Source organism: Evansella clarkii (genome assembly GCF_002019695.1).
GTDB lineage: Bacteria > Bacillota > Bacilli > Bacillales > Salisediminibacteriaceae > Evansella > Evansella clarkii.
Genome location: NZ_KV917376.1, coordinates 3,120,378 through 3,141,156 on the forward strand (window position 1 = coordinate 3,120,378; position 20,779 = coordinate 3,141,156).

The window sequence follows — 20,779 nt, forward strand, 5'->3', positions numbered from 1 at the left end:
GATGAACAATCCGGTATTAATAAATGCATCATTTCAGCAGGTTTATTTTGGATGGAGTGAATTAAAATGATGGCTAATGTAATGAGGCTGCTCCCGGCAGTCCACGAAATTCAGCAGACAGATAAATTCGACGAACTAAAAGTTAAAAAGGAAATCCCCGGACTGCTCTTAAAAGAGTGGACCCAGCAGGTTCTTGATGAGTTTCGGGAAAACATTAAGTTTGAACCTGGTAAATACGACGAGTACAGCCGGGATTCTTTTATTGAAGCTATTTTGGACAAGCTTGAGAAAAAGGCTGCAGGTTTTTCAAAATTCCGATTAAGAAGGGTCATTAATGGGACTGGTACTGTTCTTCATACAAACCTTGGCAGAGCAAGGCTGAGCGAAAGAGCTGTGAGGCAGGTGGTGGAAACGTCAGGTCATTACAGTAATCTGGAATATGATATCTCTGAAGGAAAACGAGGTTCACGACATGATATTATCCAGGATCTTCTCGCTAAAGCTGCAGGGAGCGAAGCCGCGATCGCTGTAAATAATAACGCAGCAGCGGTGTACTTTATTCTTCGTGCATTAGCTTCCGGCAGGGAAGTGGTTGTCTCCCGGGGAGAGTTAGTGGAAATTGGCGGCTCATTCAGAGTGTCCACTATCATGGAGGAAAGTGAAGCACAGCTCGTTGAAGTAGGAACAACAAATAAAACGCATCCTTATGATTATGAAAATGCAATTAATGAAAAAACAAGGATGCTAATGAAAGTACATACGAGCAATTTTAAAACAGTAGGGTTTACAAAGGAAGTTGCCACAAAGGAATTGACGGAAATTGCCAGCCGCCAGGAAAGAGGGGAAGATGATCCCCTTTTAGTGTATGAAGATCTTGGAAGCGGGTCCCTTTTTCCATTTATGCATGCCGGGATCGGTGAGGAGCCTGTAGTAAAAGAAGCGCTCAAAAACGGAGCGGATATTGTTTCGTTCAGTGGGGATAAGCTTCTCGGCGGGCCCCAGGCAGGAATCATCGCTGGTAAAAAGAAATGGATTGATAAGCTGAAAAAACACCCTCTCGCAAGAGTTTTAAGGGTGGACAAAATGACGCTTGCTGCGTTGGAAGCTACGTTGTTTGAATACGTGTATAATGAGGAAAATCTGAGTGATATACCTGCAGTAAGGGATATCCTTGCCAGCAAGGAATCCATTCGGGAAAAGGCGGAAGCTTTCCTTGAGCGTGCTGGGGAGCTTCGTTCCGATTGGCAGTTTGAAATGGCGGAAGACCATTCCCAGGTTGGGGGAGGTACGATGCCGGTTGAGGAACTCCCGACGGTTGGGCTTAAATTGAAGGTTGCCGGGATAACTGCGAATAAACTGGAAAGTATGCTTAGAAAAGTCGAAGTCCCGGTAGTTACCCGAATAAAAGACGGGGAAGTTTTTATTGATTTCCGGACGATTGCCGAAGACGAGACTGCTTTGCTCATCCGCAGTCTTCAAGAAGTGCAGCTTAGCAGCTGACATTCCTGGCAGGTACTGAATTACAGGAACGTTGTATTTCGCAACAAGGGAAGCCAATATCGCAACAAGGGAAGCCAATATCGCAACAAGGGAAGCCAATATCGCAACAAGACAAGTAAAAATCGCAACAAGAACCTTGTATTTCGCAACAAGACAGGTAATAATCGCAACAAGAACCTTGTATTAACAACCAATATATGATGAAAAGGATATGTAATCACACATAAAAATTACAGGCTGCTGCTGTATTAGTACAACGGAGGAGGATATTATCCTTCTCCGTCAGTTTGTGGTACCTGATTCCGCTTTTTTACCTTGTGTGAGCCGGATAATGGCTCAGGCTGAGAGCCGCGGGCGTTTTTCGGGCTGTTTCTTCGCTGGTCTTTATACGTATTTTTTTCAGTCATTTCGTACCCTCCCTTCCTTTGTATTCTCACCTGTCCTGCAAAATTCATGTGAAATGTTTTTCCCCTGGATGAATTAAACGGCACGTAACCAATCACACTAATGATGATTAATCTCTAAGGGGGAATTAAACGTGCCATATAACAAAAATAAACAACAGGCTTTTCAGTCAGCCCAGCAGGCATATGTTCAGTTTCAGGAGGCTCTCGAAACTCTCCACAGTGACGATGCAGACTACGGCCATCAGCAGAAACTCGTAGAACAGGAACTGGACGAAGCTTTCCAGGCGATTCAGAAGGCGCAGGCAACAGCGACAGAACATCAGAAAAAACAGCTAGAAATATTCACAAAAGATATTCACCGCTACAAACAGCAGCTGCACGATTGATAAATTAAAATTTATAGTAAGCGCAGCCATTTTTTATCTTCCGATATAACGGGAACTTGCCTGTCACTCCGCTCTTTCCTGAAAAACCTCTGTTTTTTTGAACAGGGGTTTTTACTTTATGGGCTCCAAAAAAATGTGTTATTGTAGTAAAATGAAAGCTGTGACAAATTTCCGAAATAAGGTTTTAGACAATTTCGAATTTCTGTTATATGATAGTACCTGAAGGAGGGAATACATATGTCAAATGAAAAAAAGTCTTTATATGATTCAAGACGTACGTTTCTCGCAAATGGAAAAACGTACAATTATTATGATTTAAAAGCGATTGAAGAGGCTGGAATTGCAAACGTTTCCGATCTTCCATACTCTGTTAAAGTCCTTTTAGAATCACTGCTGCGTCAATATGACGGTAAAGTAATTAAAGAAGAACATATTGAAAATCTTGCGAAATGGGGAACAGACGATGTGAAAACTATCGATGTTCCATTCAAGCCTTCCCGTGTTATCCTGCAGGATTTCACTGGTGTTCCTGCTGTCGTGGACCTTGCTTCCTTAAGAAAAGCAATGGCTGACCTGGGCGGAGATCCGAATGAAATTAACCCGGCTATCCCGGTTGATCTCGTGGTAGACCACTCTGTACAGGTTGATGAATTCGGCCGCGCTGATTCACTCATGCGCAACATGGAGCTTGAATTCAAGCGTAATGAAGAACGTTACAAGTTTTTGAGCTGGGCTCAAAAATCTTTTGATAACTACCGTGCTGTACCTCCGGCTACGGGTATCGTTCACCAGGTAAACCTGGAGTATCTTGCAAACGTTGTTCAGTCTGAAGAGGATGAAAACGGCGAGGTTGTTGCCTTCCCTGATTCTCTTGTAGGAACTGACTCCCATACAACAATGATCAACGGTCTTGGTGTTCTCGGATGGGGTGTCGGAGGTATTGAAGCAGAAGCAGGAATGCTGAAGCAGCCTTCATACTTCCCTGTACCTGAAGTAATGGGCTGTAAGCTTACAGGCCAGCTTCCTGAAGGCGCAACAGCGACTGACCTTGCATTAAAAGTTACACAGGTTCTGCGTGAGAAAAAAGTAGTTGGTAAATTCGTAGAATTCTTCGGTAATGGTTTAGCAGATATGACTCTTGCAGACCGTGCGACAATCTCCAACATGGCTCCGGAATACGGTGCTACTTGCGGTTTCTTCCCGGTAGACGATGAGACATTAAACTACCTCCGTTTTACAGGGAGAAGCGAAGAGCTCGTATCTCTTGTAGAACAATACTGTAAAGCTAACGGATTATTCTATACACCAGTTTCTGAGGATCCTAGATTCTCCGATGTAGTAGAGATAGATTTATCTACGATCGAACCAAACCTTTCCGGACCAAAACGTCCACAGGATTTAATTCCTCTTTCCGAGATGAAAAAGTCCTGGAACAAAGCGCTTACAGCTCCAGTTGGACCACATGGCTTCGGGCTTGCACCGGAAGAAGTGGAAAAAACAGCTGTTGTGAAGCATCCGGATGGAAAAGAATCTACTCTGAAAACTGGTTCCGTTGTAATCGCGGCTATCACAAGCTGTACGAATACATCTAACCCGCATGTTATGCTTGGAGCAGGTCTCCTTGCGAAAAATGCTGTTGAAAAAGGACTTGAAGTACCTGAGTTTGTAAAAACAAGCTTAGCACCAGGTTCTAAAGTTGTAACTGGCTACCTGGAAAACGCAGGTCTCATGTCTTACCTTGACCAGCTTGGTTTCAACCTTGTTGGATACGGCTGTACAACATGTATCGGAAACAGCGGTCCTCTTCCTGAGGAGATTGAAAAAGGTATCGCAGACAATGATCTGACTGTTACTTCTGTATTGAGTGGTAACCGTAACTTTGAAGGCCGTATCCACCCGTTAGTGAAAGGTAACTATCTTGCTTCCCCTCCATTAGTGGTAGCATACGCACTTGCAGGAACAGTGGATATCGACTTTGCTTCCGAGCCATTAGGTAAAGATAAAGATGGCAACGATGTGTTCTTTAAAGATATCTGGCCAAGCCATGCGGAAATTCAGGAAGTAATGAGCAGCGCGGTAGATCCTGAACTATTTAAGCGTGAGTATGAGCAGGTGTTCGAAAGCAACGAGCGCTGGAACAACCTGAAAACAACAGACGACGATCTCTATCAGTGGGATGAAGAGTCTACTTATATTCAGAACCCGCCGTTCTTTGAGAACCTATCTCCTTATCCTGAAGAGGTTAAGCCGCTTCAAGGCCTTCGTGCAGTTGCGAAGCTTGGGGACTCTGTTACAACAGACCATATTTCACCAGCAGGTTCTATCGCGAAAAACAGCCCTGCAGGTAAATATCTGATGGAAAAAGGTTTATCTCCGGCTGAATTTAACTCTTATGGTTCCCGCCGTGGTAACCATGAGGTAATGATGCGCGGTACATTCGCAAACATCCGTATTAAAAACCAGCTTGCACCAGGAACAGAAGGCGGGTATACAACCTACTGGCCAACTGGTGAAGTAATGTCCATTTATGATGCGGCTATGAAGTATAAAGAAGAAGGTACTGGCCTTGTAGTTATTGCAGGCTATGACTACGGTATGGGAAGCTCCCGTGACTGGGCTGCTAAAGGAACGAACCTCCTTGGCATTAAGACAGTTATCGCAGAGAGCTTTGAGCGTATCCACCGCAGTAACCTTGTTCTTATGGGTGTTCTTCCACTTCAGTTTAAAGATGGGGAGAATGCTGAAAAGCTTGGTTTATCTGGAAAAGAAGAATTCCAGGTTCAGCTTTCAGATACCATCCAGCCTCGTGAGTATGTCACTGTAACTGCGAAAGACCAGGAAACAGGCAAGGAAACAACATTCGAAGTGCTTGCACGTTTCGACAGCGAAGTAGAAATTGACTACTATCGTCATGGAGGAATCCTGCAAATGGTTCTCCGCAACGCACTTAACGACGAAAAAGTTAAAAATTAATTCAATGGAAAAACCGCCCCTCCGGGCGGTTTTTTTCATTTTAAGGGCGGTCTGTCACATGATTTTTTGGGGGGGCTTTCATTATCCCTCCAGCTGAATATTTACATAATACACCTTAACCTGCTCATACTAAGCAGGATGCTTAAATTTACCTAAATCCTCAAAAATACTGGAGGGAGAAAAATTGAAGAAAAACAAAATTGCAAGGAAATCAATAGAAGGTTCAGCTGACAGGAACAAAAAAGACTTATTAAACCAGTCGGGGAACGACCGGGGAGAAGATAACTCGACCTATGCAGATGTTGAACTGGCTAAAATGAGAAATAATAAATGACCACGAAAAGAAATGAAGGTGAATTTTAATGCTACAATTCTGGGCAGGCTCTCCCGAATTGCCTGTATCAGGCTTTATTATCAGGGCTGTTATTGTGTATGTATACATATTTTTAATACTTAAAATTTTAGGACAGCGTTCTATTATGAGTTTAAATCCGATAGATTTTTTATTTGCAGTAATTATCGGTGATGTCCTGGGGGAAACGTTATCTGATGGGGAAATCGGGCTTTCCGGGCCTTTCTCGTCCGCTGGTGTGGTCGCTGCTTTTCATCTGTCTCTCTCTTATCTTGCCTTAAAAACTCCAAGATTCAGGAGAGTAATTGAAGATGAACCGATTATTTTGATAAAAAACGGGAAGATATTACATGAACAGTTAAGAAAGGCCAAGGTAACTGTAGAGTCGCTTATGATGGATTTGAGGACAAACAATGCCATAGACCTTAACCAGGTAGACTATGCTGTGCTGGAGTCTAACGGACAAATTTCTGTGCTTAAAAAGTCGAAATATGACAGCCTTACTCCTGCTGATATGGGGCAGGATCCTGAATCTAAGGGCTATCCGTCAGTAATTATTCAGGACGGCCATATCATTGATGCAAACTTAAACAAGTTTGCTGACAGAGCATGGCTGCGAAAAACACTGGCTGATAACGGGTTCAGCAGAGCGGCTGATATATTTCTGCTCACAGTAGATGAAACGGGAAAAGTATACATTAGTGATAAAAAAGCCGGAGAAACTGGCTAAACTCCTGCAAAGACGTATGAACAGACAGGAACTTTGTCTATACTGGTAATAAATATGCAGAGGTGATAAAAATGAATAAAAAGAGAAAAGTTAGATTTAATGACTTAATTCAGGAAAATAAGCAGGAATTGCTTAGAAACCAGGAAGAACTGGAAAGAATCGAGCAAAGGCTTGATCAGAAACATATGGACCGGCTTTTGTCCTGATTTTTCAAAAAAATCAGGCTAATAACATGGCTGGAAGAAAGACGTATTTGGCGGGATAATATTTACCATATGACCGCCTTTTTTTAACAGACATAACAGACAGCCCTCCGGAAATATTAGTTATATACGGTAACAGAAGGAGGCGGTTTTTTATGGCCGGGTCATTTAAACATTTTCAGCAGTTCAGGCCAAATAAGCTTGGAACTCAGCCCAGAGCAAGCGACTCTAACAAAGGTAAAAAGATGAACACAAAGGGAGACGAACATCCCGATTATATTCCTCCAAAGGGAAAGTAAGACTGTTTTACACAAAACAGATATTCTTTAAGGCATTTATTCTATCCTGAATAAATGCCTTTTTAAATTGAGTTTCTGCAGAAAGTAAAAAATTGTGGACTTCTATTGTATTCATAAAGGGACATAGGATATTATTGTAATAATGTCAGGAAAAGCGCCAGTGCAGGGTATATACAAAATATATGCCTGCATTGTTTTTTCACTACGGCCGAGCCGGCTGTTTAGGCTGAAAAACTGATACAGCCCAAAAAAGCGACGCAACTTTATTTATGCCGGAAAGTAAGAGGTGTTTTTTATTCTGCCTGAACGGGATGTCTCCACTGAAAATAAAAAAAGGACGTCAGCTTTTCCCCTTTGGTCCTGGTTGTTTGTTATATACATGGTCATGCTTTTTTATGTCACTTTGTTCGCCTGGAACTATGGGGCTTCACTCGGTCCGGTTGGTCCGGGAGGAAGGAATTATAACCTTACTCCGTTCCTCAGCATATACAGGATTGCTGTTTTCAGCCCTGATTTAGCTGCCCCTGTTCGGATACTTGCAGGAAATGTTATTTTGTTTATGCCGTTTGGCTTTCTTTTTCCACTGTTTGTAAAACAATTACGGAGGAGAAAAAAAGAGGTAAGCATTTTCACTGTTATTTTTACAGCTATGCTCCTGTCTGTATCAATTGAAATAGCGCAGTTTGTCTTCACTTACAGGGTGTCGAATATAGATGATGTGATTCTGAATACTCTCGGTGCATTAATTGGTGTGTGTGTATACCGGACAGTAAGACGGATAAAATTTATCAGGATTTTTTAACAGCTCCGTTCCTTTGATGTAAATGAAAAATTAAGAAAAAGCATCCTCCTAAACCCGGGAAGGATGCTTTACTTCTTTTTCTCCACCTGATCCAGCTTCAAGCTTCTTCGTCCAGAAGCGGTAGCCGCTGTAAACGACAGCCAGGAATACTCCATAAATAATAACCATATACAAAAGCTCCGACGGGTTAGTGACGATCGTGTGTCCCGCGATAGCAAACAGAGCCATAGAAGGAAGTTTCCCGAGTCCGGAAGCTATGGAGTATGAGACAAAAGAAACTCTGCTGAGAGCAGCATATGCGTTTATTAGAATGGAAGGGATAACCGGTATCATCCGTAAAACAGTAATGGACATAAATGCATTACGTTCAAACAGCAATGTAACTTTTTTCGTAACAGTATATTTCAAAAGGATTTTTTTCCCCATGGCATCAAAACCTCCATACCGGACCATCGAGAAAAAGATCATCGAGGCAAAAGTGGATCCCATCCAGATGACTGCAGCTCCCAGTAAAGGGCCATACGCTGCGCCGATAACCCCTCCTACAAGAGGATAAGGAATAACTGGAAAGAGCGACATTAACGTAGCTATAACTGTTGTTAAAGCCACATGCTCCTGTTCATTATTCTGAACCCATTGCAGCAATGATTCATGATAAAAGAATAACAATGTGATGATTGCCAGTGCGCTGATAAGTACAGCAGATTTTCTGAGCATTTTACTATCTCCCTTAAATATTATCCACGAAAAATATTATACAGGAGATTTGGCAGGTGTGAAAGTGCGGCAGCCCTTTATAAATCTGCCTGATTTACGAGTAGGGCAGCATTATTTGTCAATAACGAAGGTGAGATTTACGAAAACGGGAGGTTCTTGTTGCAAAATCAGGGGTCTTACTTGCGAAGAGGAAATCAACCTGTGAAAATGGCGATTCTATTTGCGAAAAAGGAAGTTCAACCTGCGAAATCACGGGTCTTACTTGCGAAGAGAAATCTCTGTTTGTAATCCCAAAAGCATACTTTTTGTAATATTGAATATCTGGTTCTAGCAGCCCCTCTCCGAAGCGTATGATAAAACGATGAAGAAGGAGAGGGGTGGACAGATGCAAATACATGTCGTCGGGCAGGGGCAGACCCTGTTTGGTATAGCGCAGGCATATTCCGTTACTGCAGACGAGATTGCGAGAGCGAATGAGCTTCCTGACCCGAGCAGAATAGTTGTCGGGCAGAGTATTGTTATCCCTATTGACGGGCAGTTTTACTGGGTGCGCCAGGGAGACACGTTATTTTCCATAGGCCAGAGGTTCGGGGTTCCTGCACAGGAGCTGGCCCAGATTAACCAGATTACCCTTGAAGGGCGGCTTCAGCCAGGTACCCGCCTCTATATTCCCCCAAGGGCAAAGACTAATGCTGAATCGAACGCTTATGTAGAGCCAATGGGAGAAACAGTTTCAGAAAACCTGATCGCTTCGGCCAGATCCCGGGCGCCTTTCTTAACGTATCTCGCTCCTTTCAGTTATGAAGTAAACAGGGATGGTTCGCTTACAGCGCCGCCACTGAACAATTTTGCTGCCATTGCGAGGGAAAACAACGCCGGACTCATGATGGTTATTACAAATCTGGAAGAGGGGGCGTTCAGTGAAGAAGTAGGTGCTGCAATATTAAATGACGAAGCTGCACAAAACCGTATGCTTGATGAAATTGTTTCAACAGCGCAAAATGTTGGATTCAGGGATATTCATTTTGATTTTGAGTTTCTTCGTGTGGAGGACAGAGAGCCGTATAACCAGTTCTTAAGAAAAGCTGCCGCCCGTTTAAAGGAACAGGGGCTGTTAATATCAACAGCACTTGCTCCAAAAACGAGGGCAGACCAGCCTGGACAGTGGTATGAGGCCCATGATTTCCGAGCTCATGGCGAAATAGTCGATTTCGTCGTGTTAATGACATATGAATGGGGTTACAGCGGGGGTCCCCCAATGGCTGTTTCACCGATTGGCCCTGTAAGAGAGGTTATTGAGTATGCTTTGACAGAAATGCCGGCAAATAAGATTATGATGGGCCAGAATTTGTATGGCTACGACTGGACACTTCCTTATGAGCCGGGCGGGGAGTATGCGAAAGCATTAAGTCCGAACAGAGCGGTTGCCCTGGCTTATGAAAGAAATGTACCAATTCAGTATGACCAGGAAGCCCAGGCGCCTTTTTTTGAGTACACAGATGATGAGGGAGCAGAACATGTTGTCTGGTTTGAAGACGCGAGAAGCATTCAGGCTAAATTTAATTTAATGAAAGAGCTTGGGCTGAGAGGAATCAGCTACTGGAAGCTTGGTTTGCCTTTCCCGCAAAACTGGCTGCTTTTACGTGACCAGTTTAATATAAGAAAGTTTTAAGTATTTTCCTGAAGCATCTGCGAGATGCTTTTTTTTTGTAAAAAAACTCTGGCAATTACATATGAAATAGGTTACTATTTCGAATAACGAAAGATTTAGTTAAAGTGCGAAGTTACAAGATATGAAGCGGGTGAAAGAGATGATGAACAAACCATGGGTAATCTATGTAATGCTTGCCCTCGCAACGAGCAGCTGGGGGAGTGCTTTTATCGCGGGAAATTATGCTACAAGGGACTTTGAACCGATAACAGTAGCATTTTTAAGATTCTTTTTTGCGGCCGTTATCCTGCTGCCGCTGATGTGGACGATGGAAAAAAACAGGCCCCGTCCTCATGGAAAAGACTGGCTGCTTTTTGCAGCACTGGGTTTTACCGGAATTGCTTTATATAATATTTGCTTTTTTATCGCAACGAAAGAAGCTCCTATTGTAAAAAGCTCGTTATTCATAGCGTCCAACCCAGTACTTATTATCTTAGTATCCGCGCTATTTCTTAAAGAAAAAATAACCGGACGTAATGTTATTGGCCTGGCGCTCGCACTTGCAGGAGCTGCGGTTATCATAACAGAAGGCAACTTTCTCTCATTAGTAAGGGCCGGATTCGAACCTATCGACCTGGTGCTGCTGACAGCGGTTGTTTGCTGGGCGCTTTACAGTGTTCTGGGCAAGGTGGCGATGCAAAAATTCAGTCCCCTCGTCTGCACGACGTATGCAGTTGTTTTTGGGACGATTATGCTCATGCCGCTGGCTTTGGTGGAAATGACATGGGACCAGGCAGCTAACGCGACTCTGCTCACCTGGGGTTCTATCCTGCATATGAGTATCATTGTGTCCGTAGTCAGTTTTATAATGTATTACCAGGGCATTCGTGCGATTGGTGCAGGAAAAGCTTCTCTGTTTATTAACCTTATGCCAGTGTCCGCTGTCATTCTGGCTGTCATTCTTCTTGGCGAACCGCTGCTTCCGGTTCATATTGCCGGGGCCCTCCTTGTTTTTGCAGGAGTAACGATAGGCACCCGCGCGAAAAAACAGAAGCGAAAGGCAAGTGTGCCAATGGCCGCAGCAAAATAGCTTTTTTTTGTAAGCTAATGTTTAAATGTATCCCTGGTGGCTTTGTTCCCTCTCCCACTGGCCCAAAAAATAATAAAATGTGGCTGTATCTCCTCACCCGCTATAATGCGGCAGCAAGGGGATGCTGCCTTTTTTACTTTTTGCGACGAAGTTGATTCTGCGCAGTGAAATTTTTCTATAGTTGTATATGCTTTTGTCCCAGGCACTTCTTTCATAGGAGTATAAACGTAAAAGTAAAATAAACGGAGTTTTTCCGGTTATTTGGAGATTGGAGCTCGTTTCGTGGGTGGATAAGGGGAAGTTTTTCGGTTATGTACAGCAAAATCTCTCATATTTGATTTTTTTGAGTTAATAAGCGGAAACGCTCCGTCTATTTTAGCGTTTTTTAACAATTATTATTAATTAACCGGAATTTTTTCGTTAATTTAATAAATAAATTAAGGGCCCGTTACAGGGTGCTTCCATACTGAAATTCGGCATTTCCCCAGAACTTGAGGAACTTTGCCAAATTACATATTAATAAGGCTCGCCAAATTGGCGGGTTTTCTTTATAGGACCAGGCAAGCTTCCATGTCCTCAAAGAAAAAACCTCATAATTTGCCTGCAGCGATAAGATTTGTGAAAATACAGTAAGGAAAGACTTTTCACCTCCTCTGAATTTTGAAAGGAAGATTAAGATGACGCGTAAACAAACTAACACAGCAGCTATTGCTGACAGCATATATAAATGGGAAAACTCAGGTTTTTCAAGGCTGAAGGAAACAGAAATTATCAGAACTTTAACAGATCTTGAAAAGGAACCTGAAGCAACGGAGAAGCCGTTTCAGAACATGAAAGCTAAGCTTCTTGCTATGGCTGCAGCAGCCAGATATAACAGAACTCAGCTATTGGATAAGAAGGTTGCCGAGAGGCTGGAAGAAGCTAAAACTATTGATGATAAAAATATGTATGTGGCTGAAACAGTTATCTATATTTATTCGAAAGTAATAAATGAGCAGCTTCTTAGCGATAAGTTTCCTGTGATTCGGGAAACCGACCACAGCCAGGGGAAAAAGAAAGCGATTGATAAATCTTTATATATGGCTGAGGAGACAGAAACGAAGCTGAACGAATGGCTGCCGAAAATAAGTGAGCTGAAGAAGGCAGCGGAAACATCGGGGAACAGCAAACTACTGAATGAAACGAGATCTGGAGAAGAAATCCTCCTGGAAGCAGCTGAACAAATGGATGTCCTTAAGGAAGCTGCAGCAGAATATAAAGCGTCTATTTCAGGAATTTATTTTTCAAAAGAAAAGCATAAAGCGTTTAAAACTGCGATTGATGCCGTTTCAGCTGCCGCAGAAAACTGGGAAGCCTGGCGGGAGTCCCAGCTGGAGGCAGTAGAAGATGATGCATTGAAGAAACTTCATTCCATGGTCGGCCTCGAGGAAGTGAAGGAGAAAATAAATGAATATTATCATTATCTGATCTATGAAGCTGAACGCAAAAAACAAGGATATCAGCTGCAAAATGAACAGTCGCTGAATATGATTTTAACCGGGAATCCCGGGACCGGGAAAACAGAGCTGGCCAGGCTGCTTGCGAAAATTTACTATAAACTCGGTGTCCTTCCGAGAGAAGAAGTAATCGAAGCAGACCGTTCTCAGCTCGTTGGAGCATATGTTGGCCAGACAGAGGAAAAAACGATGGAAGTGATAAAATCCGCAGCAGGGGGTGTGCTGTTTATTGACGAAGCATACAGCCTGAAACGGGAAGGAGCATCCGGAACTGATTATGGCCAGGCTGCCGTGGACACTTTGGTATCAGCCATGACGAGCGGGGCGTATGCCAGCAGGTTCGGTGTCATTTTAGCAGGATATCCTGAAGAAATGAGAAATTTTCTCTGGAGCAATCCAGGCCTGAGAAGCAGATTCCCCGAAAGCAATCATATCCATCTCCCCGATTATTCCATTGATGAGCTAATAGAGATCGGAGAGAGGATGGCGCTGGATAATGATTACACTTTGACGGGCGATGCTCTCGCTGCTCTCAGAAGGCAGATTATTAAGTCACAGGTTGACGAGACGTTTGGCAATGCAAGAACGGTAAAAAATATTATCTTAGACGCTATTTTTAAAAAAGGAGCCGCAGTAGCCAGAAGTAGAGAATATAGTTCTGAAAACTTTACCGTCCTCGACGAAGGTGCTTTTGAAAAAGAAGGAAAAGAAAAGAAACAGGAAAAATCAGGAAAAGAACAACTTAATGAACTGATCGGCCTGAAAAAAGTAAAAGATCAGGTGAAGATGCTCGCTTCCTTTGTGGAGGTACAGAAGAAACGAGAAGAGGAAGGTCTTCCTTCCGTACCTGTACAGCTTCACGGAATTTTTACAGGGCCTCCGGGGACAGGGAAGACAACGGTGGCAAAAATCTACGGGAAGATTTTAAGCGAGCTGGGCCTCTTAAAACGGGGCCATCTTGTTGTTGCAGGAAGGAGCGACCTTGTAGCAGGCTATACAGGGCAGACTGCTTCAAAAACAAAGAAAAAGATCAGAGAAGCTCTCGGCGGTGTGCTGTTTATTGACGAAGCATATTCTCTTACCTTCCAGAAAGGCGCACAGGATTTTGGCAAAGAAGCTATAGATACAATGGTGGAAGAAATGACAAAACATGATGAAAACCTTGTCGTCATATTAGCCGGCTATTCTAAAGAAATGGAACAGCTTATCGACAGCAACCCGGGACTGAGCTCCAGATTCAAGAAAATGATTGAGTTTCCTTCATACAGTCCAGGGGAGCTCATTGATATTCTTAATTATTATATTGGTGAATTTGGTTATGAAATAGATAAGGGAACTGAGGAAGCACTGGAGGAAGCCATAGAACAGGAAAAACCTGCCGGTAATGCCAGGGCAATGAAAAACCTGGCGGAAGAAGCGATTCAGCGACAGGCATACAGACTAATCCAGTCGGGAAAGCAGGAAAATAAAGATGTTTTGACGAAATTAGAAAAGGAAGATTTTTCTATACTGGATAAAGGAGCAGAATAACTATGCTAATTTCAACAGAAGAAGTTACAGTCAGATACGCGGAAACGGACCAGATGGGTGTCGTATATCATGCAAATTATTTAGTCTGGTGTGAGATCGGCAGAACAAGCCTGATTAAAGAATTAGGTTTTCATTATGCGGATATGGAAAAGAGCGGAGTACTTGCGCCTGTGACAAATGTAAACGTGGATTATAAGCATCCCGCAAGATATGGAGAAAACATAGTGATACACACATGGATTGAAAAATATAATGGCTTCCGGGTTACTTATGGATATGAAATTGTCAATGAAGCAGGAAGAGTGTGCTGTAAAGCGACGAGTGAACATGTATGCGTTGATGCAGAGACATTCCGCCCTGTTTCTATCAAAAAGCAATTTCCTGACTGGCATGAAGCATACGAGACGAATAAAAAACCGGAAGAAACGGTTGCGAACCAGACGCAGACTTGATAATTGAAAATAATTAAAGAAAAAGGCGGGGGCTGTTCAACAACAGCACTTGCTTTTTTCTTCTCTGTTTCAAGTTTATTCGTTGCTTAGTTATCCGCCATTATGGGAATAACAATTTTAATATACCGGATATCTGAAAAAAGTGTGTAAGGTTTTATTACAAGACGAGCCTTTGGTGTTGAAAGGTATCAAGCTTTCCTGTTTAAATGAAAGAGATGAAAGGAGACGGGGAGATGGCTTTTGGAATCAACAGGAAAGAATTAATCGAGTGGAAAACAAAGGCCGGAAATGGTGAAATCTCATTTCTGACCCACTACTGGCTGGATGACCGTTTTCCAGATTGTAATACGGTTACGAAAGCTGCTTGCACAGACAGAAAAAAATTGGTTCAGTGGGGAAGAAGCTACGGGTTAAGGCCTGAATGGATCCATGACAGGGACGACCTTCCCCATTTTGATCTTCTCGGAGAAAAGCAGCGGGAAATTCTAAAAAAAGAAAATAAATATTACCAGCTTCAGAAATTAGAGAAGCGGAAGAAAGGATGAGGAGTATGGCAGGTCTGCAGAATGAAATTATTGCAGCTTTAAAAGTAAAATCTGAAATCGATCCAAAAAAAGAGGTTAGAGACAGGGTTGATTTTCTGAAACTGTACTTAAAGAAAACAGGTATGGAAGGCTACGTGCTCGGAATATCAGGAGGCCAGGACTCCACTCTTGCAGGAAAGCTTGCACAGATAGCCGTGGATGAGCTGAACGAGGAGGAGAGCACGGATAAATATAAATTTATCGGAGTCAGGCTCCCGTATGGCGTGCAGGGCGATGAAGACCATGCGCAGGAAGCAATGGATTACATCCAGCCGACGGTCCGGGTGAAAATAAATATTAAGCCTGCGGTGGACGCAGCGTTTGAACAATTTTACAGTGCGACAGGAGAAAGCTTAAGCGATTTTATAAAAGGAAACACGAAAGCGAGAGAGAGAATGAAAGCCCAGTTCGATCTTGCGGGCCACTACAAGTGTCTCGTTATTGGTACAGACCATGCTGCTGAAGCTGTAACGGGATTTTTTACAAAATACGGTGACGGAGCCTGTGATATCGCGCCATTGTATGGACTTAATAAACGCCAGGGGATCGCGCTGCTAAGGGAGCTGGACGGACCTGAATTTATTTATACGAAGGTCCCTACCGCTGACCTGGAGGATGAGAAGCCTTTACAGCCTGATGAAGAATCCCTCGGGATGACTTATGACCAGATCGATGATTATCTGGAAGGTAAGGAGATTCCACAGGAAGCAAAAGATAATGTTGAACGGAGATACCGCCAGACTGAACATAAGCGGCAGCTTCCGCCGACTATTTATGATAACTGGTGGAAATAAACAAGTGTCAGCCAGGGAGTGATTAAAATAAACGGGAAAGCAGATTTGCATATGCATTCCACAGCCTCTGATGGCAGTTATACACCAGAGGAGCTTATGAAAAAATGTGCTGAGGCAGGACTAACGCTTGTCTCTCTTACAGATCATGATACAACACAGGGCATTGCTCCGGCTAAAAGGGCCGCTGAAGAACTAGGCATGAAGTTTATCAATGGGATTGAGCTGTCTTCCCGGGCTGAGGGAAAACATGTGGATATATTAGGGTACGGTATTGACCCTGATTACGGGCCGCTTCAGGAGGCGCTCACGTTTCAGCAGAATATGAGAGTTGAACGTATGGTTAAAATGCTTGAAAAATGCAATGATGAGGGTATGGCCATCAGCTTTGAGGAAGTAAAGGTATACGCTAAAGGAGATACTCTTTCCAGGCCCCACGTTGCAAAAGTGATGGTTGAGAAAGGCTATTCTTCGAACGTAAAGGAGGCTTTCCGCAAATATTTAGCAGACGGAAAGCCGTGCTACGTTCCGAAAGAAAAAGAGATGACTCCTGCTGAGGCGATTGAGCTCATTCATGAAGCTGGCGGCCTGGCAATTGTCGCCCACCCAGTCTTTTATTCCCTTGATGATGAAATCTTTAAATGGCTTGTCTCAGGGGATCTTGACGGTGTGGAAGTGTACCACCGTGACCACGATAAAGCAGCTGTCAGCCGTTATAAAGCGCTGGCGGAGAAAGCGGAAGCCGAAAGGGTAAAATCTGTATTAGTTACCGGCGGCTCAGATTTCCACCATGAATCCTTCGGCAGAGCAGGGGAACTGCTTGGAGAAACGAAACTCCCTTATGAGCACGGGCAATTGCTGTACAATATACTGCTGAACAAGGTCTGAGTTGCGGGCCTTGTTTTTTCTGTGGAATACAGGAGAGGTGAAAATCACGCTGTTTATTTGCGGATCCTTATGGGGTGTATTTATCAGCGGATCGGATCCTCATTCCGTTACTTCTCGCCCTCCTTTTAACGTAAATAGGCATCAGTGCATAAAATAAAGGACGATAAAGGAGGTACTTTGCAGTGAAAACAACTTATATATCCGGTAATACGAGTGAAGGATTTTACAGCCTTGCAGGACAGTTCTGGCAGGGAGATACGGAAGTCTGGCTAATAACAGGCAGCAGCATGCTGGCAAGGGGAACTGTTTTGTTAAAACTTGCTGACCGGCTGGGGAAATACGGTGCTGAAACTGAATTATTTGTCCATCCGGATGACGGGAAAACTCCTGACGGTCTCTGCATTCCTGCAGTAAACCTGGTAATACTTTCCGATAATGAAGCTGCATTGCCAGCCAGCCGTTATTCAGGGCTGGCAGACCAAACGATAAATTTAAACGATTGTTTAAAAACGGACCATCTTCGTAAGTCGCGGGGGGAGATTTTTGCCCTGCAGGAGGAGGCTGCCACGGAAAGGCAAGCTGCCTACAGGCATTTTAAAAACGGAAGGGTAATCCATGAAGAAAAGGAAGCGGTTTACCTGAAGGCCATGGATTTCAGCAAAGCAGATCAGGCAGCGGATGAAATCATCGCTAAATGGATAGAAAAAGCCAGTGTGGATGGGAATGTGGGGTCAAAAACGGCAGTACGTTTTTTTGGCGCAGCGACAGCTTTCGGACCGTTAAATTTTATCGATGAACTAACAGAGGGGATAAATAAACGAATTATTATTAAAGGGCGTTCAGGCAGCGGAAAATCAACCTTAATGAGAAAGGTAGCGAAGGCTGCAGAGGAAAAGCAATTATATGTAGAATACTATCCTTGCGGGCTTGATCCGAAGAGCCTTGATATGGTTTTTATTCCGGAGCTGAGCTTTGCTATACTTGATGGAACAGCCCCTCACGTGATTGACCCCCGCCGAAAAGAGGATGAAGTGGTGGATATGTTTGAGCGGTGTATGGATCCTCTTGTAGAAGATGTTTATTCCCGGGAACTGAGGGAATATACAGCAAACTATAAGGATACTATGAAAAAGGGTACTGCCTGCCTGAGCAGGGTGAATCAGATTCAGCAGCAAATAAACCAGTACTATGACCGAAACACAGATTATAATAAAATAGATAACCTGGTTTCAGAGATTGAAAGTTTTCTTCATATGAAATTGACAGCTTTATAAGGATTAGTGCCCGGCTTCTATGGATGACGCCGGGCTGCTGTCTGCTCTGCTTTCTTTCCTGAGAAATCTTAGCCATGACAGAAAGGGCATCCGTGATATAATATTTAAGCTTACTTGCTTATCAGTGAAGGCAGAAAGGAAATTTGAAACATGAATTCAACCTGGAAACTTAAAGGAATGCTGTTTTTCTTTCATTCATCAATGACAATTCTTATAAGCTATCTGCCTGTTTATTTTCAGGCTCTCGGCCTGACCGGCGGACAAATCGGAGTTCTTCTGGCTGCAGGTCCGGCAGCCTCTATTATCGCACAGCCCTTCTGGGGGTTTATGAGCGATAAATGGAAAACGGTAAAAAGGGTGCTGTTAATCTGCCTTTCAGGAGCACTCGCTACAGGATTTATTGTATTTCAGGTAACCGAGTATCTGCTCCTGATCCCGCTGATTTATCTTTTCTTTACCTTTATGTCGCCTGCCGGAGGCCTTGGAGACAGCCTTGCGCAGAAAGTCTCTGTTGTGAAAGGGGTTTCTTTTGGATCGATAAGAATGTGGGGCTCCCTCGGGTTTGCGTTTTCTTCCCTTGGCGGCGGGATTATTCTCACACAAATCGGCATTATGAATATCTATTATGTCCTTGCTTTCTTTATCGTTATCGCATTATTTTTTACATACTTCGCTCCTGACAGTGAACCGTCAAAGAAACCTGTTAAACTGATCAATGCGCTGAAACTGGCGAAAAATATGAAACTGCTCTTATTTCTGTTAATGTGCTTTGCTATCAGTCTCACACATCGGATTAATGACTCGTTTATTGGGCTGTATATTATTGAACTTGGCGGGAATGAATCTTATATTGGTATGGCCTGGTTCATTGGTGTTGCTACAGAAGCGCTGGTATTTGCATTAAGTGTGTACTGGATGAGGAAATTCCATCCCCTGACGCTCATTGCCATCGCTGGTGCAGTCTATGTTGTGCGCTGGCTTCTCATGGCGGCAGTTCCGAATCCTGAATTTCTCCTCGCCGTGCAGGTGCTTCATGGCATCTCATTTGGTATGTTTTATCTGACTGCATTTCAGTTTGTATCGAAACTTCTGCCGGAAGAACTGGAGTCTACGGGTCACCTCTTGTTTATTTCTGTTTTCTTTGGCATCTCCGGTGTAATCGGCTCCCTTATTGGCGGGACGGTAATGAATTATTTTGAACTGAGTGTTCTGTACTGGATCATGTTTTTCCTCGCTTTAACGGGGCTTGCAGGGGCGCTCCTGTACAGAGCTTCATTTTTGAAGAACAACCGGGGAATGAATGAGCCTGTTTAAAAATTGTACAGATTAATAATGAGGAGGTTCTTAAAAACAGTTGATTGTAGCGAAAAGTGCGAGACGCCTTCGGTAAAAGCATTCGGCGAAGATCCCGCAGGGACGAGCGACACGTCATGAATCCGCTTCGAGTTGTCTCGACGTAAACGCTTCGAAGAATATGCTCGCAGAGGAAGAGACACGCTCTTTTTTCCCGAGGAAGCTGAGGCAATGCACGAGGCAAGCGAGCATCTTTTAGCGAAATCAACAACAAAGTTATAGAGCATAAAAGGAAAGAGAGACACTCATCCAAACTTTTTGGTATGAGTGCCTCTCTATTTTTATTTACTGGATTTTGTCCCAGCCCCTTTTAAATTCCCGGGATGGTTTGCCATTGTTAATAACAGAGTTTCCAAAAATGCCCGGCTTCACAGTCTGGATGATTGTTTTCATTAAACTACTGACATTTCTTTAATTAAGGCCTAAGTAACTGTATAATTGCATTATAGCTAAATTATTCAGGCATCCCTTATTAAGAGGGAGGTTTCAGGACAAAAAATCAGGTGATTATATGAAAAAGGGAATCCTAATTTTAACAGGATTCATACTTCTGCTCTTTCTGATAGATTTCGAATGGATTGCCCATCTCAGGAATGAGGATATGGACTATTTTACAGATGGAATTCTGGAAGAAGCAGGTTACGGACTTTTATGGATAACTATACCGCTGATGGTGCTTCAGGGAGCTGTCACAATTTTTCCGGTAATTGTGGTCATATTAATTCATTTTTTAAGCTTCGGTGTAGTAGAAGGTTTTATCTTCAGTATGATAGGTACAACGATTGGTGCATTAGTTTGTTACTGGCTTGCGGAATCGTTCAGTGGAAAGTGGGTTGACCGGTTTTGGGAGAAAAGACAGCAGGCACTAAGCAAAATATTAAGACAGATAAATGAATATGGCGTTCTGATGCTCATTGTATTAAGGAGTATTCCTGTAATGCCAAGTAACCTCATTTCCATTGCTGCTGCATTCAGCCCCATTAGTTTCAGAAGTTACTTTATTTCAACCGTTCTCGGAAATATGTCAATGATCTGGCTGCTAAGTCTCCTCTCAGCACCCTTATGGATAAGCGGGCCGGTGTTTCTTCCTTATTTAACAGCTTATATTGTTTTTGCGGCAATCGTTCTCGGCTCCTATTTGTACCGTTTTTTCACCAAGGAAGAGAGCACGACCCGGAGGAGGAGGTTCAGAAGGCTTTCCTTAGGCAGAAAATAAACCTGGCTGAGACCGGTCTGTGCATTGATAGAGAAGTAAGGTAATTATTGCGAATTGAACCGCTTAATAAGAAATCGAGAATAAG

General features: G+C 43.3%; 21 protein-coding genes. 19 read left to right on the forward strand and 2 right to left on the reverse strand.

Annotated features, from left to right (window positions below):
* Positions 1 to 66 precede the first annotated feature (66 nt).
* Positions 67 to 1,500: an L-seryl-tRNA(Sec) selenium transferase gene (gene selA, locus BK582_RS14465; RefSeq protein WP_338066823.1), complete on the forward strand. Its 1,434-nt coding sequence runs from the start codon at positions 67 to 69 to the stop codon at positions 1,498 to 1,500.
* 31 nt (positions 1,501 to 1,531) lie between these two features.
* The gene (locus BK582_RS27050; RefSeq protein WP_169911018.1) at positions 1,532 to 1,687 is read left to right on the forward strand and encodes a hypothetical protein; all 156 of its coding nucleotides are present in this window, start codon (positions 1,532 to 1,534) and stop codon (positions 1,685 to 1,687) included.
* Positions 1,688 to 1,769: 82 nt separating this feature from the next.
* Here the strand turns inward: BK582_RS27050 and BK582_RS14470 are convergent, their stop codons facing one another.
* Positions 1,770 to 1,907 (reverse strand): small acid-soluble spore protein P, encoded by a 138-nt coding sequence (locus tag BK582_RS14470; protein ID WP_078595733.1) that lies wholly within the window; start codon positions 1,905 to 1,907, stop codon positions 1,770 to 1,772.
* A gap of 131 nt (positions 1,908 to 2,038) precedes the next feature.
* Between BK582_RS14470 and BK582_RS14475 the strand changes: the two genes are divergently transcribed.
* The 7 genes from BK582_RS14475 (at position 2,039) to BK582_RS14500 (ending at position 7,652) form a co-directional block, all read left to right on the forward strand.
* Positions 2,039 to 2,293 carry a hypothetical protein gene (locus BK582_RS14475; RefSeq protein ID WP_078595734.1) on the forward strand — a complete coding sequence of 85 codons (255 nt, stop codon included), beginning with the start codon at positions 2,039 to 2,041 and terminating at the stop codon, positions 2,291 to 2,293.
* Between the two features lie 237 nt (positions 2,294 to 2,530).
* On the forward strand, positions 2,531 to 5,266 hold the full coding sequence (acnA, locus tag BK582_RS14480; RefSeq protein ID WP_078595735.1) for an aconitate hydratase AcnA: 2,736 nt from the start codon (positions 2,531 to 2,533) through the stop codon (positions 5,264 to 5,266).
* Positions 5,267 to 5,450: 184 nt separating this feature from the next.
* Complete coding sequence (locus BK582_RS27055) at positions 5,451 to 5,600, forward strand: hypothetical protein (protein ID WP_167553128.1); 150 nt, start codon at positions 5,451 to 5,453, stop codon at positions 5,598 to 5,600.
* Positions 5,601 to 5,628: 28 nt separating this feature from the next.
* The gene (locus BK582_RS14485; RefSeq protein ID WP_078595736.1) at positions 5,629 to 6,348 is read left to right on the forward strand and encodes a DUF421 domain-containing protein; all 720 of its coding nucleotides are present in this window, start codon (positions 5,629 to 5,631) and stop codon (positions 6,346 to 6,348) included.
* A gap of 71 nt (positions 6,349 to 6,419) precedes the next feature.
* Positions 6,420 to 6,554 (forward strand): FbpB family small basic protein, encoded by a 135-nt coding sequence (locus BK582_RS14490; protein WP_078595737.1) that lies wholly within the window; start codon positions 6,420 to 6,422, stop codon positions 6,552 to 6,554.
* Between the two features lie 152 nt (positions 6,555 to 6,706).
* Positions 6,707 to 6,850 (forward strand): acid-soluble spore protein N, encoded by a 144-nt coding sequence (locus BK582_RS14495; protein WP_078595738.1) that lies wholly within the window; start codon positions 6,707 to 6,709, stop codon positions 6,848 to 6,850.
* Positions 6,851 to 7,214: 364 nt separating this feature from the next.
* Complete coding sequence (locus tag BK582_RS14500; protein ID WP_244895393.1) at positions 7,215 to 7,652, forward strand: VanZ family protein; 438 nt, start codon at positions 7,215 to 7,217, stop codon at positions 7,650 to 7,652.
* Positions 7,653 to 7,700: 48 nt separating this feature from the next.
* Here the strand turns inward: BK582_RS14500 and BK582_RS14505 are convergent, their stop codons facing one another.
* On the reverse strand, positions 7,701 to 8,369 hold the full coding sequence (locus BK582_RS14505; protein WP_078595739.1) for a TVP38/TMEM64 family protein: 669 nt from the start codon (positions 8,367 to 8,369) through the stop codon (positions 7,701 to 7,703).
* Positions 8,370 to 8,754: 385 nt separating this feature from the next.
* On the opposite strand from BK582_RS14505, the gene BK582_RS14510 reads away from it, so the two are divergent.
* The 10 genes from BK582_RS14510 to BK582_RS14555 all read left to right on the forward strand — a co-directional run bounded on the left by BK582_RS14510 (position 8,755) and on the right by BK582_RS14555 (position 20,694).
* Positions 8,755 to 10,041: a LysM peptidoglycan-binding domain-containing protein gene (locus BK582_RS14510; RefSeq protein WP_078595740.1), complete on the forward strand. Its 1,287-nt coding sequence runs from the start codon at positions 8,755 to 8,757 to the stop codon at positions 10,039 to 10,041.
* A 139-nt stretch (positions 10,042 to 10,180) separates the two neighbouring features.
* The gene (locus tag BK582_RS14515) at positions 10,181 to 11,110 is read left to right on the forward strand and encodes a DMT family transporter (RefSeq protein WP_078595741.1); all 930 of its coding nucleotides are present in this window, start codon (positions 10,181 to 10,183) and stop codon (positions 11,108 to 11,110) included.
* A gap of 677 nt (positions 11,111 to 11,787) precedes the next feature.
* Positions 11,788 to 14,136, forward strand: coding sequence for an AAA family ATPase (locus BK582_RS14520; protein WP_078595742.1), 2,349 nt, complete (start codon positions 11,788 to 11,790; stop codon positions 14,134 to 14,136).
* A gap of 2 nt (positions 14,137 to 14,138) precedes the next feature.
* Positions 14,139 to 14,588 carry an acyl-CoA thioesterase gene (locus BK582_RS14525; RefSeq protein WP_078595743.1) on the forward strand — a complete coding sequence of 150 codons (450 nt, stop codon included), beginning with the start codon at positions 14,139 to 14,141 and terminating at the stop codon, positions 14,586 to 14,588.
* A gap of 233 nt (positions 14,589 to 14,821) precedes the next feature.
* Positions 14,822 to 15,133 (forward strand): hypothetical protein, encoded by a 312-nt coding sequence (locus BK582_RS14530; protein WP_078595744.1) that lies wholly within the window; start codon positions 14,822 to 14,824, stop codon positions 15,131 to 15,133.
* 5 nt (positions 15,134 to 15,138) lie between these two features.
* On the forward strand, positions 15,139 to 15,966 hold the full coding sequence (nadE, locus tag BK582_RS14535; RefSeq protein ID WP_078595745.1) for an ammonia-dependent NAD(+) synthetase: 828 nt from the start codon (positions 15,139 to 15,141) through the stop codon (positions 15,964 to 15,966).
* A gap of 18 nt (positions 15,967 to 15,984) precedes the next feature.
* On the forward strand, positions 15,985 to 16,851 hold the full coding sequence (locus BK582_RS14540; RefSeq protein WP_244895394.1) for a PHP domain-containing protein: 867 nt from the start codon (positions 15,985 to 15,987) through the stop codon (positions 16,849 to 16,851).
* A gap of 182 nt (positions 16,852 to 17,033) precedes the next feature.
* Entirely contained in the window at positions 17,034 to 18,125 is a 1,092-nt protein-coding gene (locus BK582_RS14545; protein WP_078595746.1) for a hypothetical protein, read from the forward strand.
* A 150-nt stretch (positions 18,126 to 18,275) separates the two neighbouring features.
* On the forward strand, positions 18,276 to 19,439 hold the full coding sequence (locus BK582_RS14550) for an MFS transporter (protein ID WP_078595747.1): 1,164 nt from the start codon (positions 18,276 to 18,278) through the stop codon (positions 19,437 to 19,439).
* A gap of 550 nt (positions 19,440 to 19,989) precedes the next feature.
* Positions 19,990 to 20,694, forward strand: a complete 705-nt coding sequence (locus BK582_RS14555; protein ID WP_078595748.1) for a TVP38/TMEM64 family protein — start codon at positions 19,990 to 19,992, stop codon at positions 20,692 to 20,694.
* Positions 20,695 to 20,779 lie beyond the last annotated feature (85 nt).